Source organism: Clostridium lacusfryxellense, assembly GCF_018861735.1.
GTDB classification, from domain to species: Bacteria; Bacillota; Clostridia; order Clostridiales; family Clostridiaceae; genus Clostridium_AD; species Clostridium_AD lacusfryxellense.
The window spans coordinates 11,280-28,765 of the sequence record NZ_JAHLEB010000043.1; the positions used below are offsets into that span (position 1 = coordinate 11,280).

14 protein-coding genes and 1 other annotated feature are annotated in these 17,486 nt (G+C 30.5%); of the genes, 4 read left to right on the plus strand and 10 right to left on the minus strand.

The features are described 5' to 3' along the window. Positions 1 to 388 precede the first annotated feature (388 nt). A complete protein-coding gene (gene leuS, locus KPL55_RS19015) occupies positions 389 to 2,851 on the plus strand; it encodes a leucine--tRNA ligase (RefSeq protein ID WP_216308329.1) in 2,463 nt (820 codons plus the stop codon). Between the two features lie 64 nt (positions 2,852 to 2,915). Here the strand turns inward: leuS and yjbM are convergent, their stop codons facing one another. Further along, positions 2,916 to 3,707 carry a GTP diphosphokinase gene (gene yjbM, locus KPL55_RS19020; RefSeq protein WP_216308330.1) on the minus strand — a complete coding sequence of 264 codons (792 nt, stop codon included), beginning with the start codon at positions 3,705 to 3,707 and terminating at the stop codon, positions 2,916 to 2,918. Positions 3,708 to 3,915: 208 nt separating this feature from the next. On the opposite strand from yjbM, the gene KPL55_RS19025 reads away from it, so the two are divergent. Next, complete coding sequence (locus KPL55_RS19025) at positions 3,916 to 4,761, plus strand: DUF2225 domain-containing protein (protein WP_216308331.1); 846 nt, start codon at positions 3,916 to 3,918, stop codon at positions 4,759 to 4,761. A 69-nt stretch (positions 4,762 to 4,830) separates the two neighbouring features. Here the strand turns inward: KPL55_RS19025 and KPL55_RS19030 are convergent, their stop codons facing one another. From KPL55_RS19030 to KPL55_RS19060, 7 genes are all read right to left on the minus strand, one after another. Beyond that, positions 4,831 to 5,520: a metallophosphoesterase gene (locus KPL55_RS19030; RefSeq protein ID WP_216308332.1), complete on the minus strand. Its 690-nt coding sequence runs from the start codon at positions 5,518 to 5,520 to the stop codon at positions 4,831 to 4,833. Between the two features lie 34 nt (positions 5,521 to 5,554). After that, positions 5,555 to 5,821, minus strand: a complete 267-nt coding sequence (locus KPL55_RS19035) for an EscU/YscU/HrcU family type III secretion system export apparatus switch protein (protein WP_216308333.1) — start codon at positions 5,819 to 5,821, stop codon at positions 5,555 to 5,557. Between the two features lie 40 nt (positions 5,822 to 5,861). After that, positions 5,862 to 7,679, minus strand: coding sequence for a hypothetical protein (locus KPL55_RS19040; protein ID WP_216308334.1), 1,818 nt, complete (start codon positions 7,677 to 7,679; stop codon positions 5,862 to 5,864). A 189-nt stretch (positions 7,680 to 7,868) separates the two neighbouring features. Then, complete coding sequence (gene tyrS / locus KPL55_RS19045) at positions 7,869 to 9,089, minus strand: tyrosine--tRNA ligase (protein ID WP_216308335.1); 1,221 nt, start codon at positions 9,087 to 9,089, stop codon at positions 7,869 to 7,871. 60 nt (positions 9,090 to 9,149) lie between these two features. After that, positions 9,150 to 9,366: a binding site (T-box leader), on the minus strand. Between the two features lie 170 nt (positions 9,367 to 9,536). Next, positions 9,537 to 10,682, minus strand: coding sequence for an AlbA family DNA-binding domain-containing protein (locus tag KPL55_RS19050; protein ID WP_216308336.1), 1,146 nt, complete (start codon positions 10,680 to 10,682; stop codon positions 9,537 to 9,539). Positions 10,683 to 10,836: 154 nt separating this feature from the next. After that, a complete protein-coding gene (locus KPL55_RS19055; RefSeq protein WP_216308337.1) occupies positions 10,837 to 11,955 on the minus strand; it encodes a Ger(x)C family spore germination protein in 1,119 nt (372 codons plus the stop codon). Continuing rightward, positions 11,942 to 13,354, minus strand: a complete 1,413-nt coding sequence (locus tag KPL55_RS19060) for a spore germination protein (protein ID WP_216308338.1) — start codon at positions 13,352 to 13,354, stop codon at positions 11,942 to 11,944. Before KPL55_RS19060 ends, KPL55_RS19055 begins: the two co-directional genes overlap by 14 nt. A 159-nt stretch (positions 13,355 to 13,513) precedes the next feature. Between KPL55_RS19060 and KPL55_RS19065 the strand changes: the two genes are divergently transcribed. Next, a complete protein-coding gene (locus KPL55_RS19065; RefSeq protein WP_216308339.1) occupies positions 13,514 to 14,605 on the plus strand; it encodes a GerAB/ArcD/ProY family transporter in 1,092 nt (363 codons plus the stop codon). 59 nt (positions 14,606 to 14,664) lie between these two features. Here the strand turns inward: KPL55_RS19065 and KPL55_RS19070 are convergent, their stop codons facing one another. After that, positions 14,665 to 15,207 (minus strand): ECF transporter S component, encoded by a 543-nt coding sequence (locus KPL55_RS19070; RefSeq protein WP_216308340.1) that lies wholly within the window; start codon positions 15,205 to 15,207, stop codon positions 14,665 to 14,667. Positions 15,208 to 15,406: 199 nt separating this feature from the next. Between KPL55_RS19070 and KPL55_RS19075 the strand changes: the two genes are divergently transcribed. Continuing rightward, positions 15,407 to 15,562, plus strand: coding sequence for a lmo0937 family membrane protein (locus tag KPL55_RS19075; RefSeq protein WP_216308341.1), 156 nt, complete (start codon positions 15,407 to 15,409; stop codon positions 15,560 to 15,562). 134 nt (positions 15,563 to 15,696) lie between these two features. Here KPL55_RS19075 and KPL55_RS19080 read toward each other — a convergent pair whose 3' ends face one another. Then, entirely contained in the window at positions 15,697 to 17,292 is a 1,596-nt protein-coding gene (locus tag KPL55_RS19080) for a peptide chain release factor 3 (RefSeq protein ID WP_216308342.1), read from the minus strand. Between the last annotated feature and the right edge of the window lie 194 nt (positions 17,293 to 17,486).

Consider the following 17,486-nt stretch of genomic DNA (forward strand, 5'->3'; position numbering starts at 1 on the left):
TAATATAAAAAAATGCTTCCATTAGGAGTAGTAATATATATATCATTTTAAAGAGAGCTGTTGTTAGAGTCCCAATTTAAATAGTTTATTTGAATTTCTCTTTGGTGAAAAGCAGCAATGATATAATATGAACTTGCCTATGATTTACTAGAAAACAAGAAACTGTATACTAGTAAGAGTTTACTTGCTTTGCAAGTACGGTTTAAACCGTTATATTTGTAAGTGAGGTTTAAACCCTAACTAGAGTGGTACCGCGGAATATTACTTTCGTCTCTTTCTTGAGACGGAGGTTTTTTGTTTTCCCATTTAGTATATATTTACATAAATGAACAAATCAAATAAATAATCTTAATTATTAAGCTTTAAAACATCTTAAGGAGGAATAACAATGGCAAAATACAATACAACCATCGATGAGAAATGGCAACAAAAATGGGAAGAAACAAAATTATATAAATTCGATGACAATAAAATCGATAAAAAGCTATATGTGCTTGAAATGTTCTCTTATCCATCAGGAAGTCAATTACATGCTGGTCACTGGTTTAACTATGCTCCTGTAGATTCTTGGGCTAGAATGAAGAAAATGCAGGGTTATAATGTCTTTGAGCCAATGGGCTTTGACGCTTTTGGACTTCCTGCTGAAAACTACGCAATAAAAACTGGCGTTCATCCAAAGGATTCTACTGATCAAAACATTAGCACAATGGAAACGCAATTAAAAGCTATGGGAGCAATGTTTAATTGGGATCATGAAGTTGTAACTTGTCGCCCTGATTATTATAAATGGACTCAATGGTTATTCTTAAAACTATTTGAAAAAAAGCTTGCTTACAGAAAAAAAGCCCCTGTAAATTGGTGCCCTAGCTGTAATACTGTACTTGCAAATGAACAAGTACTCGCAGATGGTTCTTGTGAGCGATGTGGAACCGAGGTTACTAAAAAGAATTTAACCCAATGGTTCCTAAAAATTACGGATTATGCACAAGAATTACTAGATGACCTTGATCCGCTAGATTGGCCTGAAAAAACTAAATCAATGCAAAAACATTGGATAGGTAAATCTACTGGTGCTGACGTTCTTTTTAAAGTAGTAGATTCAGACATAGACTTTAGTGTATTTACTACAAGAGTAGACACCTTATATGGCGTTTCATACGTAGTAATCGCTCCCGAAAATGATCTTGTTGATATGCTTACTAAAAGTGAATACAGTTCTGCTGTTGAATCTTATAAGCATGATGCTAGAAAACAAACAGATATAGAAAGACAATCTATTACAAGAGATAAAACCGGTGTATTTACTGGATCTTACGCTATTAATCCTATAAATGGACGCAAAGTTCCAATTTGGGTAGCTGATTATGTTCTAAACACTTATGGAACTGGCGCAGTAATGGCTGTTCCAGCTCACGATGATAGAGATTTTGCATTTGCTACCAAATACAACTTACCTATCGAAAGAGTAATTATTGGTTTTAAAACCTCAAATGATGATTTAGAGAACCTACCATATACTGAACACGGAAAAATAGTAAATAGTGGAGAGTTTAATGGTTTAACTACAGTAGATGGAAAAGAAGCAATAGTTAAAAAATTAGAAGGTTTGAATCTTGGGTCTGGTAAAGTAAACTTTAGACTTCGTGATTGGTTAGTTTCAAGGCAAAGATATTGGGGCTCCCCTATTCCAATAATTCACTGTGATAAATGTGGAACTGTTCCAGTTCCAGAGGATCAGCTTCCTGTAGAACTACCATACAACGTAGAATTCACTCCAGATGGTGAATCACCACTCGCTAGTTGCGAGGAGTTTATGAATGTACCTTGCCCTGTTTGTGGCTCGCATGCTCGTCGTGAAGCTGATACTTTGGATACTTTTGTTTGTTCTTCATTCTACCAATTTAGATATGTAGATAACAAAAATAGCGAAAAAATATTTGATAAGGACTTAATAAACAAAATGCTACCTGTAGATAAATATGTAGGTGGTCCTGAACATGCATGTATGCATTTGCTTTATGCAAGATTTGTCACAAAAGCTCTTCGTGATATGGGATACTTAGATTTCGATGAACCATTTAAATCCCTAACTCATCAAGGTCTAATACTTGGAGAAGACGGATTAAAAATGAGTAAATCCAAAGGAAATACTATTTCTCCAGATGCGTACATAAAAGAGTTTGGCTCAGATGTATTTAGAATGTACCTAATGTTTGGTTTTGGTTATACTGATGGTGGTGCTTGGAGTGATGACGGTATAAAAGCAATGGGAAAATTCATTGATAGAATCGAAAGAGCAGTTGACACTGGAAGTCACGAGATTTCAAAAGAAGACAATAATAAAACCGACCTTGGAGCTCCAGAAAAAGAATTAAACTACTGGAGGAATTTCGCAATAAGAGGAGTTACAGAAGACGCTGAAAAACTTCAATTTAATACAGCTATTGCAAGACTTATGGAGCTTACAAATGCTATATCCAAATATATTAATGAAGAAAATAAAAATAGTGATTTCTTAAAAGAGGTTCTTACAGATTACCTTAAGCTTTTAGCTCCCTTTGCTCCACATTTCGCAGAAGAGAAGTGGGAAACATTAGGCATGGGCTACTCTGTATTTAATCAAAATTGGCCTGAGTTTGATGCTACCGCCCTTATTAAAGATGAAATAGAAATAGCTATTCAAGTTAATGGTAAAATAAAAAACAGAATAACTATACCTCAGGGTCTAAGTGAAGAAGCTATAAAAGAACTTTCTCTTAAAGATAACTTAGTAACTGCCGCAATAGATAACAAAACCATTCGCAAAGTTATTGTAATTAAGGGACGATTAGTTAATATAGTAGTTTCTTAAGTTTTTATAATTAAAATAGGAGAGTAGAATGCTAACTTTAAGCGTTCTACTCTCCTATTTTAAATTAAGGTCTATACATATCTAATGTTTTTTGCGTTGCTTTAAGCAAGGTGCTAAGCTCAAAAACTTCCCCTTCTTCGAGTAACTTATTTAATTGTTCTCTGTACCTAGTTGCATCTGTTAATTTTCCAAGTGACGAGATCATAAGAATATTATTCATAATATCTGATACCAAATTAGATTTTACCTCAAATAACTTCTGAGCATCTTTGATTTCATCTTTAATTTCTAACATCTGCTGATCTAACTGAAAAGCTGCATCTGCAGCATTTTTAAGTTTCTCCCTAATATACTCTGGTATATCATGCTTATATTTATAGTTCAGAGAGTGCTCAACCGTAGCCCAAAAATTCATTGCAAGAGTTCTGATTTGAAATTCAGCGAGTATTTCAGTTTGCCCACCTGCTAAGTTCACAGGATACTTTATAATCATGTGATAACTTCTATACCCACTACCCTTAACATTTGCGACATAATCCTTTTCGTAAACTATTTTCATGTCACGTCTCTCGCGAATTAAATTTACAACCTTATCAATGTCGTCTACAAACTGACACATTATTCTTATTCCAGCGATATCCTCCATTTCAAATTCAATTCTTTCAAGAGGGATACCAAATTTATTAGCTTTCTCAAGAATACTAGATATTTCTTTCACCCGTCCTGTAACAAATTCTATAGGTGAATAATCATTTTTACGTCTATATTCCCTCCTGATGCTTCTGAATTTTACTTTTAACTCTTCTACGCCTTGTTCGTAAGGAATTAAAAATCTTTTCCACTCTCTTATCGCCATATTCTCAGTCCTTTACATAAAATTTTATCCTTTAATTAACACACGTTTCTAATTTACATGTATGTATTTCCGGTTATGATATATTTTGGTTATCATATATATTATATTTGTATTACTTTTCTGTTATAATTAATTTACTACTAAATCAATATAAAAGCAATAAATTAAGTAAGATGTAACATATTAAATCAAATTTTGAGGTGTTTAAATGGATAAAAAAGATTTACCTAACCCCGAGGGTATAAAAGAACAAAAAAAAGAGATTTCTAAAAAATCTCTTCTATATAGCAAAACAGTAACTTGTCCTGTATGTGATAATATATTCAAAGCTATCGCTGTAAAGGCCTCGTCTTATAGAATTACAAAAAAAGACAGTGACTTCTTTATTAGGTACTCACTAATTAATCCCTATTTCTATGATGTTTGGATTTGTAATTCTTGTGGATATGTAGCTATGAAAGCAGATTTTAATCTTTTAAGAAATATGGAAATAGATTTAGTTAAAAAATCTATTTCGCCTAAATGGCGTGAGCGAAGTTATCCTGAGACCTATGATGTTAACATTGCTATTGAAAGATATAAACTATCCCTTCTAAATTATGTAATAATTAATGCAAAATCAAGTAAGAAGGCAATTAATTGTATGAAAATAGCTTGGATGTACAGATTAATAAATACCCCCTCCGCTAAAGAAATGGAGCTTAAATTTTTAAATCAGGCTCTTGAGGGACTTAACGATGCATATTACTCTGAGTCATTTCCCATATACGGCATGGATAAATACAGCATTATGTATCTTATAGGAGAATTGAGTAGACGTACAGGACATAAAGAAGATTCTTTAATTTGGTTTAGTAATGTGATAACAACCCCTAATGTAAAACAAAGTTTAAAAGAACTTGCAAGGGACATGAAGGACTTAATTTTAGAAGAAGACAAAAAAACAGAAGCCGCATTATTAGCAGCTTCCAATAATTCAATTAATCAAAACTCAGATTTCCAAGATAACACTAAAAAAAGCAGCATATTCTCTAAGTTTTTTAAACGTCTATAATTGTTAAATTTATTATCCACATATACAAATTGAGTAGCTTAGTTATCCACAATCCATTAACTTTCTAAGCTATTCTAATATTAATAAAGGATCAAAATCTAAATAATCACAAGAAGTAACTATATATTCAACGCCTTCTATATTTCCCTCATATAACCTATTTAGAGATGGTCCATGTAAATGCCCATAGATTACCTTGCATACATTATATTCTTTAACTATCTTTATAAGTTCTGTTTCCTCGAATTTGTCATTAGTAGGTGGGTAATGAAGCATAACAATAATTTTTTTATACCCCTTCCGCTCGGCCTCATCTAATGAAAGTCTAAGTCTTATTAGCTCTCTTTCATATATCTTTTCATCATGAGTGTTAAACTTTGTACTTCCTGGGCAATTCCATCCTCTTGTACCACATATAGCAAAATCTTTATAACTAAAAAAATTATTTTGGATAAAATTCATATCGTCGTAAAGCGAATTTAATTTTGTAATACCACTCCACCAATAGTCATGATTTCCTTTAATAAGAATTTTTTTACCGGGCAGTTTATGAATCCATTCTAAATCCTCCATGCCTTCACCAATACTCATGGACCATGAGATATCCCCTGCAATTAACACAGTATCATCTGGAGAAACTTTTTCAAGCCAATTCTTCTTTATTTTTTCACCATGGTTCTCCCATTTGTCTCCAAATATATCCATGGGTTTATCTGAATTTATAGCTAAATGAAGATCAGATATCGCCCATAACGCCATAATATCCCTCCTCTTCTTTTTCAATATTTATCTTTTATTGTTTTTTCATTAGTGCATCTATGTCCATTACATAAGCAATAACCTTTGCTATTGCATCATATAATTCAACAGGAATTTCCGATCCTACATCAACATTTGAAAGTAAATTAGCTAATTCCTCATTTTTCACTATAGCCACATTACTCTCCTCAGCTTTTCGCAGAATTTCATCTGCAATATATCCAATTCCAGCTGCAGTTACAAGCGGTGCTTCATATCCCTTATCATATTTTATAGCTATAGCTTTTTTTAACTTTTTCATTTTAACACACCTCGTTATTTATCAAAGTAGAACAATACCATTATACCTTTATATTGATAGTATTAAAACTTCTATCATCAAAAAACTCTCCACAACTTGCCAGTGAAAACTCACGTGGCTTATTATTAATTTTAATATTAACTTTATAGCTTAGGCTAGATAAATCCTTAACTAACTGATCTTTGCTATGTTCTAACACTTTAATGAATAATTCATTACAATTAATATCGATGTTCATATTATTATTTTTTATTTTAATATACGCATCTACTGTTCCCATATTTATTGTTTTAATGCTAGTGGCAATTTTAACATTTTTACTGTCAATTTGTTTACTTTCTTTTCTATCATCTTTAATAATCAACTTAAATTGATATTCATTTTCATTAACATTTATAGGCAAGTCCAGATAATAGTATTCTTGTGAAATAGAATTATACACCTTTAGATCATTAATTTTTTGCTCAAATACATTCATAACTTTCTCATAGGTTTCTGGTTTTAGATTAATTTTATTCTCAATAATTTCTCTAACCATATTTTTGATTTCTTCTGTCTTTAATTTAATCTGATCCTTAATAAGAACATCCGTAGTAATTTTTTGTATATCCTTATAATTATTATCCTTAACTTCATTATCTATAGCTTGCCCATCTATATCAGATTTATCTATTTCCGAAAAACTCAATTCTTTTTTTATCATATTTATTATTTCACTTAATGAATTGTTTTTACTATAACCATTCACTTTAATGCTCTTATTATCCATTTCACTAACAGCATTTATTTGAGTATTACTTGAATGTGTTTCTTCATTATTATTTATACTCTCTAAACTTCTACTCCCCGGCCCACTTTGTATTACTTCTAATTTTTTCTCTACATTTACTAGTAACTTACTATGATTATCTTCACTTAATGGTATTTTCTCAGCTTTCAATATCTCATCCACCAAAGTATTTATTGTGCTCTTGTTAGAAATAACACCTTTAAGCTTTAAATTTGTATCTACGCTATGTTCAATATCTAAGTTCTTTAACTCTGAGTTTATTAATTTGACTATTTCTTTAATATTATTATTCAAATTTATAGGTGGGGTTGTAATTTTGGTATCCACTGGTATTTCTTCAGTTATATCATTATTTAATAAATAGCTATTAAGGTCTTTTAGGTTGTTATATATAGCCGAATCCCCTTTAAATAACTTTATAAAACTCTCAAGATTTCCTTTATTAAGTTGAATGTTATTTCCTTTAAATAATAGTATCTCGTCAATATTTAAGCTCTTTAAAGCTTGGAAAAAGTTTTTTAAAATCTTTGTTATTTCAATACCCTTTTCACTATTAATGTCAATATTTCTACTATTAAGATATTTCCCAATAAAGACATCCTCTTTATCAGTATCCAAGGATATCTTGTCCTTAAAATCCAGTAAATTTTTTATATCAATTATATTTTCTTTAGTTAAAGGCATATCATGTTTTAACATTTTCTCAAAAATCAAAACATCGTCCCTACCAGCTTCTACTAATTCACCATGAAAAAAATCTTGTAAAGTGTCATTTTCTACAATAGCATTTTTTTTATTATCATCTGCTAATTTTATTATAAGTTTGCCGTCTTCAAAACCCTCTACTTCAAATTTGAGCACACTGCCATCCATAAATTGTTCTAGTGACTTATCCAGCTTCGCCGTGAATTGCCATCCATCTAACAGTTTTAAATTTACCTCTCCCTTTTCTTCATCCGTGCTTACAATTCTTGCATTAAAATTTTCTCCAACCTCAAAAGATATACTGCTAAAAGCTTTTTTAGCAGAAGGATTTTGTAAAATTGAAATATTACTAATAATAGACATAAGCCACCTCCCAATTGTTTGGCATTGTAACATTTTCAAATAGTTCTAATATTTAATTATCGTATGAAATACTCTTTTTTTAAGGGGGACAGTTAATAATTATGTAATATTTATTAACTGTCTTATTAAAAATAAAAACAAAAGCAAAGCTAAAATATAAATTTTAACTTTGCACTCGCTAAATTATTGCTACTCTATTATTAAAGAGTAATATTTTTTCTTCCCTTTTTTTATAAGTACACTACCATTTTTAAAATCTTCATCTAGTAGAATTGCATTTTTATCTTCTATTTTTTTATCATTAATAGTTAATCCACCCTGCTCAATTAGTCTTCTAGCTTCGGCTTTTGATGGTAACACCTTCGTATGAACTAGTATATCCATTAATAAGGCATTCTTCATATCAAGAGGCATAGAAATGGTCGGTACGGTGCTCATATCAACCCCGCCTCCAAATAGAGCCTCTGCAGCAGTTCTTGCATTAACTGCTTCTTCCTCTCCATGAATAAGTTTTGTAACCTCAAAAGCTAAAACTTTTTTAGCATCGTTGATTTTTTCATCTTTTAAAGCGCCTAATCTTCTAACCTCATCCATTGGTACAAAAGTGAGTAATGATAAACAATTTTCTACATCTGAATCCGCAATATTTCTCCAGTATTGGTAAAAGTCATAAGGAGATGTTTTGTTTGCATCAAGCCATAAAGCACCATTTTCTGTTTTTCCCATCTTCTTGCCTTCGCTATTAGTAAGTAGTGCACATGTCATGCCATAAGAATTTTTACCTTCTTTTTTTCTTATTAGCTCCATACCAGCAATTATATTGGACCATTGATCATCCCCACCTAATTGCATGGTACATCCATATTTCTGATTTAGCATTAAAAAGTCATAACCCTGCATAAGCATGTAATTAAACTCAAGGAAAGATAAACCTTTTTCTAATCTTTGTTTAAAACAATCTGCAGCTAACATTCTATTTACTGAAAAATGCACTCCTATATCTCTTATAAAATCTACATAATTTAAGTTTAGTAGCCAATTTGCATTATTCTCTAGTATAGCCTTATCATCCTTAAAATCTATGAGCCTTGAAAGTTGTAATTTTATGCAGGATATATTGTAATCAATCTCTTCTTTTGAAAGCATTTTCCTCATATCTGTTTTACCTGATGGATCACCAATCATTGCAGTACCACCGCCAACTAAAGCTATTGGTCTGTGACCTGCCCTTTGCATATGCGCCATAAACATCATAGCAATAAAATGACCTATATGAAGGCTATCCGCTGTTGGGTCAAAGCCTATATAAAAAGTAACCTTGTCCTTTGCTAATATCTTTTTAATTTCGTCCTCGTGAGTAAGTTGTTTTATATATCCTCGCTCATTAAGAGTATCATATACATTTGTCATAATTTATTCCTCCCTATTTATATATTACTTATTTTTGGCAATAAAAAAAACGCCCCCTATGAAAGGGACGAAATATTTCCGTGGTACCACCCAAATTGATTTAACAATCCGCTTTTTCCTTATAACGTAAGGTTAACCCGTCTCAGCCTAATTTAAAGTAACTTTATTTCAGCTTAAAGCTCCAGAATGTATTTCACCATATTCCTTAACTAGTTCACACCTTCCACTAGCTCTCTTGATAATTCCTATAGTTACTTTTTTCTTTCACAGCCTTGTATATATAATTTTATGTTACTAATAATATATGATTGTTTTAAAAAAATCAAGACTCATATTAGATCTTTATATACAAATATAGCTAATTATCTAGCATTTACTCTTATATACAACTATTCTCTCCATATGCTATGACTTTGTCATTAATAATACCGTTACACTAAAATACACTCAAATAAAATTTTTAATTCCTGGAAAAATCACCTTAAAAGTATTATCATCTTTTGAATCTACAAACAGCACTTTACCATATTTAATAAAAGCTTTTTTCATTCGTGTTAATCCTTTACCTGATTTCGTGAATCTTTTTTTATCATCTAAAGCTATTAACTTATCATATATCCACATATTTCTTTTAGAATAATTATGATTATTAATTTCATTAGATAATAATAAACTCCCTGGACTAACCACACTCACACTATTATATCCTACCACTATTTCAATTTCCTTGTAAAATATTGTATAATCCCTATAAAGTATTGCATTTTTTACAGCCTCATTCACTGCGCTCACAGGATAATTAGCTGGAAATATTTTGTCCAAATATTCTTCCACTCTATCTAGCATATCTAATAAATTCCCTTGCACAATTATAACTTTATCAACCTTATCATTTACCCTATTAATTATTTTTATCATATTATGAGGTAAATAAATGCTGTTCATCGATGAAAATACCAATAACCCACCTAGAGTGACGACTCTATTATTATAGTCTCTTTCAGTAAAAGTTATTCCTGTGTTATCTAAATATCCTACCCTGTTTTCATCATTAACTAAAATTCCTTTATTCAAATAAAATTTATTAATTATGTTTAAATCTAAACTTTTAATGTCACTGTTTATAATAGGCATAGTTTCAATATTAAGACTGAAATTTTCTTGTAAACTACAAATTAATTCTTCTTTTCGCATAGTATCCGTTGTTGAACCCCGCCTAATATAAAAAGCACCATTTTCTCTTAGCTGATGAGGTTTTTGACCACCATCATATATAGTTATTATTGCTAAATTTTTGCCCTGATGTATCACAAAATCTATGGATATCGGAATAGGTGGTTCACATCTCGAACTAATAATTTGTTGAACCTGTTCTTCTTTAAAATCATTTATATTTATACCTATAATTCTTTTTGTTTTATCTTCTACTCCAATAATAATGTATCCTCTTCCTCCGCGAGAATTAGCTATAGCACATACGTCCTTTGCTAATTCTTTTTTACCACTTTCGATTATTATGTCAATTTTTTGCTTATAATCTAGTTTTATTCCTTCATCCCTTTTTAACAAGATACTTATTTTTTTTGTATCCATACATGTCCCCTTAAAAACGCTATTATAATATACTATGCTTGTAACTACAAATTGCAACTATAGGTTAAAGCAGCTTTCTATTATATATATATAGTCTACAACAAAAGACGATGGAATACCATCGCCTTTTAATTCTCGTGCAACAACTCTATTTCTATTTAAAGTTTTTATCATCTCCTGCAGTCTTTATTTCTACATCTACCTCTACTTTTAACTCAGTTTTACTAATAATATCTTGAATTTCTATCTTAGGATACTTTTGATAAAACTTTTCTTTTATTTGAAAAATATCTATTTTCATACTCTTGAATTTCTCAAATAAAAGTTGACAAGCCTTCTCAATATTATCTTCAGCTACAGCCTCCATTTTTCTAATAGTTTCATTAGTAAGTACAATGCTTTTTTGCGCCTCTGCAAAATATACTTTAACTTTGATTTTCTTTTTTAAATGAACCATGTTGTCAGAATAGCTGATTTCTGTCTTAGTTTTACTATCTTCTATTTCTAGCGTTACAAATTTATTAATATCTAAAGGATTAGTTACCTCTAAAATACCACTTGAAAGACTATCATTTAAGAAATTGTAACCTAACCCATCTGAACTTTCTAGAGTTGTAACCATCTTATCGCGTTGAATTACTGCCCCGCCATTTATTTGTAACTTGGGCTCTAATGAATTTTTGGGTATATCTACCATAGTTATTACACATGTTTTATCTCCGCTAACCCTTTCATTGTAAAAGTCATTTAAAGTTAGTACTACAGCTCTTGGAGATGATCCAATATTTTGTATAAGTTCTGTTATAAAAAATCCAATGTACTTTTCTTGAGTAATTTGTAATTTCATAAGTTCCTCTGGGTTACCAGGGTATATTGCAATATAAGGTCTTACTATCAGTTCTTGATCACGAGCTAACAAGTCTATAAAATTTTCCAGACCGAATTCTGCGGCCTTTTGAGTAAATATTACCACTTTGTTTTGTGTATAATTTAATTTAAAGCTTGATGTAGAATTCATATCCCTAATTGCTTCAAATAATGTTTTTCCTTTACCATTAAATAGTATTCTCTCATCTGTTCCTTCTGGGTCCGTTCCTTTTACTCCCTTATAAGCCTCTGCATATATTACGGGATTACCCATATCATCTACATCTATCATTAATGCAGTAACAAACAAAACTCTATTAATATCCCTATAACTAAAACATGCTGACATGTTAATGCAATTGATTATTAGACACACTATAATTATTATTTTTTTATACTTTCTCATTATAATCATCCTTATCAAAAATACTATTAGATATTTTGTTAAGATCTTGTCTATATATTAAATCCTTAAATTTAAAATTTTCTAGTGTTCCTAAAGGAAATAGATAAGGATATCCACAACTCTCAAGTCCTGCCATATGTGCGATAAAAACAAAGAACCCAATATAAAATCCTGGAAGACCTAGTACTGAAGAAAATAATATAATAATTATATTCCAAATAGATAGTGCACCATAAAGTTTCGGAACTAAAAACGATGATATAGAAGAGAGGGCTACAATTACTACAGTGGTCTGAGAGGCTAACCCAACTCCAACTACAGCATCACCTAAGATCAAAGCCCCAACAATACTCATGGCCTGACCTATTGACTGTGGCAATCTAATACCTGCCTCTCGAAGTATTTGAAAGAAGTATGTCATCAATATTAACTCTAGCACAGTTGGAAGAGGTATTCCTGCTCTAGCTACTGCAAGTCTTACTGCAAGAACCGATGGAATAAGAGAAAAGTGAAATGTAGCTAGAGCCAAATAAACACCTGATAATAAGCAAGCCACCATAAAACTAATTAATCTCGTAATTCTCGCTAAATTAGCAAAATATTTATTAGAATAATAATCATCTGGTGATTGAATATTATCTATAAAAAAATACGGTGCAGTAATTACAAAAGGTGTTCCATCTACAATTATTGCTACTTTTCCCTCTAAAAGCTTTGATGCAACCACATCAGGTTTTTCAGTAGTGCCTATTGTGTCAAAGGCTGTGTTCTTATTTTTAAGTGCTTCCTCAATGTAATTTGTGTCCAATATGAAATCTAATTGTATATTAGATACCTTTTTTCTAATATAATCAACAAGCTTTTTAGGGGCTACACCTTCTATATAACATATTACAACTACCGTATTTGATTTACTTCCTAGAGACAATGGTTCAAATTTTAAACTAGAGTTTTTTATTTTTCTACGTATCATAGATACATTATCTACAAATGCCTCCGTAAACCCTTCTCTAGGCCCCTTAATTACATTTTCTGTAACAGGAATTCCGACACTCCGCCTAACATAGCCCTTTGCTTCGCAATAAATGGATTTATTTAAAAAAGAAAATATAAGCACTAAGTCCCCCGACAAAACGTGTGATATAGCCTCTTCATTACTATTAACATCTCCAATTATATTTGCTGGCAATACTTCTTTTTTTATGTAATCTAAATCTACATTTTCTATCTTGCGTTGTATAAGAGGATTAAATATATATTCGCTGATAAATTTCGAATCACATAAATCATCAATGAATACAGCATGTATTATTCCCATATCACATTGCATTTCTCTATATTTAACATCATAGCTATTTTTTAATTTTTCTTTTATAATATCTATATTTATTTTTTCCATTTTGATCACCCATTTTATTGTTTGTAAAATACAACTTTAATATTCTGAAATTTTATTATATTTAAGTTTAATATTTTCAAATTGGTAAATACTACTAATATGTATAATTATAATGCGCTGCTATATATAATTAAAATAATGATATGACGAGGGGATAACATGGATAAGCTTAGTACAAAACATTTAATATTCATAATCTGGGGTACTTCTATTGTGTCAATGAAAACTTACCCTAATATATTTATTATAAATGGAGGTAGAGATTCATGGATTTCCGTTATTATTGCTTCAATACTAATGTTTCTTTATTTTACTTATATACTATATGTTTGCAAAAAAAATAATTGCTATAATATGGATGAAATATACCATAGAGCTTTAGGTAAGACAATAGGTGATATTTTCTTGATTTTATTTATCATAACTCTAATTGTCACCTTAATAGAAAGCTCTTCAGTGGAAGCAAATTCTATAAATGTAGCTATGCTTCAAGAAACTCCACCATGGTTCTTACTCCTATTTATACTAATACCCGCAATTTATATTACAAAAAAAGGTACTAGAGCAATAACTATAATTATTGTTATCGGCCTTTCTTTTATCATGGTAGCAGGGATAATATTAGCAGTCCTTACAGCTAAATATAAAAAACTTGATTACTTACTTCCTATAATGGCAAATGGCATAACCTACCCCTTTATTTTATCTGTAATAAAGGCACTTGGATGTTATAGTGGTATAGGTATATGTATCCCATTTTTATCAAGAGTAAGTAGTAAATCAAAAATTACAAAGTATTCTATTATTGCTCTATTAATAGTAATTCAAATGGAGATTTTTGCCAACATTGGAGTTTTGACTACCTTCAGCCTAGTTAGATTACTAGGGATTAACTATCCTAAGCTTATACAAACTCAGCTAATTAGTTATTTTAGTTTTGTTGAAGGTGGGGAGTTTTTTGTAATGCTTCAAATGGTAGGAGGATGGTTTATAAAATATATGTTAACACTCAATGCTATATTAATTCTATTAAAAAAGCTATCTTACTTTAATAAATATTGGATATACATTATTACTTTGTTTGTATTTATATTTTCCTATTTCATTTCTGACCAAGTTTTAGTAATATATAAATTTTTGAACCTTTACGTTTATTTTTCTGTAATTGGCTTTATCCTAATACCAACAATAATTTTCAGTATCTTCCACTATAAGTCCACAAGCAATAAGTTTGTGTATAAGAATAAATGATAAAATAAGAGCCTTATGTTAAAACTAATTTTAACATAAGGCTCTTATTTTATATTGTTTTACATGTTTACTTTTCTTTTTAATGCTGATATTAATGGTAATGCTAAAGCCATACCACCTGCAATTTGAAGTATGTTAGTAGGTATATCTTTAAGCGATATAATCAATGCTTGTTTTAGTGCAAATTCTTTAGAAATAAATGTTAATATAATTGCTCCACCTACGTAATATGCTGTTATCATCCAAATTCCTGCTACAACAAATGCAAACACATTATTTGAAGTATTATCTCCATTATAATCTTTTCTATAGGCAATGCTCCCAGCAACATATCCCATCACGCCTTTAATAACTAAAGTAAATGGTGCCCATAATGTATACCCACTTATTAAATCAAATAAACACATACCGACAGCAGAAGATATAGCTGATTTTTTTCTTCCAAATAATATTGCTGATAAAAAAATCATACTATCTCCTAAATGAAGTACACCCATAAACGTTGGTATATGAATAACCGAAGTTGCTATAAAAGTAATAGCCGCCATTAGACTAATTTGTACTATGTCAATAGTCTTAATTGATGATAGTTTGCTTTCCATATTTCTCCCCCTTAAAAACCCTCTAATAATATTATATACAATATTTATTATTTTTCAAATGTATGCATACACTTTTCAGAAATAATTACTATATATATTTTGCATATACATTGCCAAAGTAATAAATACTATATATGTTATTTAGTTATTAATTTTAACTTTCTATTAAATTGTTATTTTTATAAATGGAGGTGTTAATGTGACTTTTTTACGATGGCTTGGTGGATTTGTCGTTTTGTTTTGGTTAATGGGAGTACTTTTTAGTAAAGGCGGAAGTTTAATTAACATTCTATTAATAGTTGCTGCAATTGTATTTGTAATTGATGTATTATCTAACAGAAAAAAAAATATGTAAAAATAAATTTAGCTACATTTCTTTAATAAAAATTTAACGCAAAAAAAAGTATATATTACGTATAATGCATTGAAGTGAGCTTTAGAACTTCTTAGTGAAGTGAATGCATTAATAGTAATATATACTTTTTTTATTTAATCGTTATTTTTACTTACATCTGATAAAATAAGGCCTTTATTATGCTCTAGTGCCCAACTAATACCCCAATCATTTTGGAATAATAATAGGTCTCTGTCCTTAAAATCTTTAACTATTCTAGCATCACTAGTCAAGTTAAGTTTTTCCTTATCAATATTACTATTCTCAATCCATCTTATTTGTGTAAATGATAATCTATCTATTTTAATATCTACATTATATTCATTCTTAAGTCTGAATTCTAATACTTCAAACTGTAGCACTCCTACAACTCCAACTACAATTTGTTCTATTCCTATATGAAGTTCCTTAAATACTTGAATCGCACCCTCTTGAGCTATTTGTGTTACGCCCTTTATAAATTGCTTTCTCTTCATAGTATCAACAGTTCTCACCCTTGCAAAAAATTCTGGTGCAAAAGTTGGTATTCCTTCGAACTCAAATTTATTAGATGATGCGCATATAGTATCTCCTATGCTAAAAATACCTGGATCAAAAACTCCTATAATATCTCCTGCATATGCTTCTTCTACAATTTCTCTCTCTTGAGCTAAAAATTGTTGTGGTTGAGCAAGTTTTATTTTATTACCACCTTGAACATGATATACATCCATGCCTTTTTCAAACTGTCCGGAACAAATCCTCATAAAAGCAATTCTATCCCTATGAGCTTTATTCATATTAGCTTGAATCTTAAATACAAAAGCAGAAAAATCTTTACTGAAAACATCAATTTTGCCTATGCTCGAATTTCTTGGTAATGGAGGTGGGGTTAATTTTAAAAAGTTATCCAAAAATGGTTCAACACCAAAATTAGTTGAAGCACTTCCAAAAAATACTGGTGTAAGCTCTCCACTCGCTACTTTTGCCAAATCAAAATCATCACCTGCTACATCCAAAAGCTCCATATCTTCCATAAGCTTATCATATAGAGATTCACCGATAAGTTCAATAGCCTTTTCATCATCAATACTAATCTTTGTCTCTTTGGCTTCTATTTGGCCATGTTTCCCATCATCAAAAACAATGATTTCCTTTGTTAGCCTATCATACACGCCTTTAAAATCTACTCCACAGCCTATAGGCCAATTCATAGGATAAGATTTAATTCCAAATTCATTCTCAATCTCTTCCATAAGCTCAAATATATCTCTAGTCTCTCTATCCATTTTATTAATAAAAGTGAATATAGGTATTTCTCTAAGACTACATACGTGGAATAGCTTTCTTGTTTGTGCCTCCACTCCTTTTGCACCATCAATAATCATTACAGCACTATCTGCCGCCATAAGTGTTCTATAAGTATCTTCACTAAAATCTTGATGTCCTGGTGTATCGAGTATATTTATGCAAAAATCATTATAATTAAACTGCATAACTGAGGACGTAACAGAAATACCTCTTTGTTTTTCTATTTCCATCCAATCCGAAACTGCATGTTTAGAAGCCTTTCTAGCTTTAACTGAACCTGCAAGCCTTATTGCTCCACCATATAATAACAACTTCTCCGTAAGCGTAGTTTTACCAGCATCCGGATGAGAAATTATAGCAAATGTTCTTCTTTTTTTAATTTCATTTATGTAATCCGCCAAAGTCATCACTCTCCTTTTAAGTTTTAACGTACATATGTATTTATATTTAAGCAACCACTAGCTTAACTTCTAGTAATTCTAAAATTTCATTAATCAAAACTCTACCTATCAATTTTAGCTTTTATCACCATATCTGTCAACTAAGGTTGTACTAGAACTTTTATCCCTACGCCTTTAGCCTCACTACCTAGCTA

What these genes read in the sequence shown, in the direction of transcription:
- KPL55_RS19040 (WP_216308334.1), bottom strand. Translation starts at nt 7,679, where the DNA reads ATGTCTATTATTAGTAATATTTCAATTTTACAAAATCCTTCTGCTAAA.
- KPL55_RS19060 (WP_216308338.1), bottom strand. Translation starts at nt 13,354, where the DNA reads ATGGAAAAAATAAATATAGATATTATAAAAGAAAAATTAAAAAATAGC.
- leuS (WP_216308329.1), top strand. Translation starts at nt 389, where the DNA reads ATGGCAAAATACAATACAACCATCGATGAGAAATGGCAACAAAAATGG.
- KPL55_RS19070 (WP_216308340.1), bottom strand. Translation starts at nt 15,207, where the DNA reads ATGGAAAGCAAACTATCATCAATTAAGACTATTGACATAGTACAAATT.
- KPL55_RS19065 (WP_216308339.1), top strand. Translation starts at nt 13,514, where the DNA reads ATGGATAAGCTTAGTACAAAACATTTAATATTCATAATCTGGGGTACT.
- yjbM (WP_216308330.1), bottom strand. Translation starts at nt 3,707, where the DNA reads ATGGCGATAAGAGAGTGGAAAAGATTTTTAATTCCTTACGAACAAGGC.
- tyrS (WP_216308335.1), bottom strand. Translation starts at nt 9,089, where the DNA reads ATGACAAATGTATATGATACTCTTAATGAGCGAGGATATATAAAACAA.
- KPL55_RS19050 (WP_216308336.1), bottom strand. Translation starts at nt 10,682, where the DNA reads ATGGATACAAAAAAAATAAGTATCTTGTTAAAAAGGGATGAAGGAATA.
- KPL55_RS19035 (WP_216308333.1), bottom strand. Translation starts at nt 5,821, where the DNA reads ATGAAAAAGTTAAAAAAAGCTATAGCTATAAAATATGATAAGGGATAT.
- KPL55_RS19030 (WP_216308332.1), bottom strand. Translation starts at nt 5,520, where the DNA reads ATGGCGTTATGGGCGATATCTGATCTTCATTTAGCTATAAATTCAGAT.
- KPL55_RS19025 (WP_216308331.1), top strand. Translation starts at nt 3,916, where the DNA reads ATGGATAAAAAAGATTTACCTAACCCCGAGGGTATAAAAGAACAAAAA.
- KPL55_RS19055 (WP_216308337.1), bottom strand. Translation starts at nt 11,955, where the DNA reads ATGAGAAAGTATAAAAAAATAATAATTATAGTGTGTCTAATAATCAAT.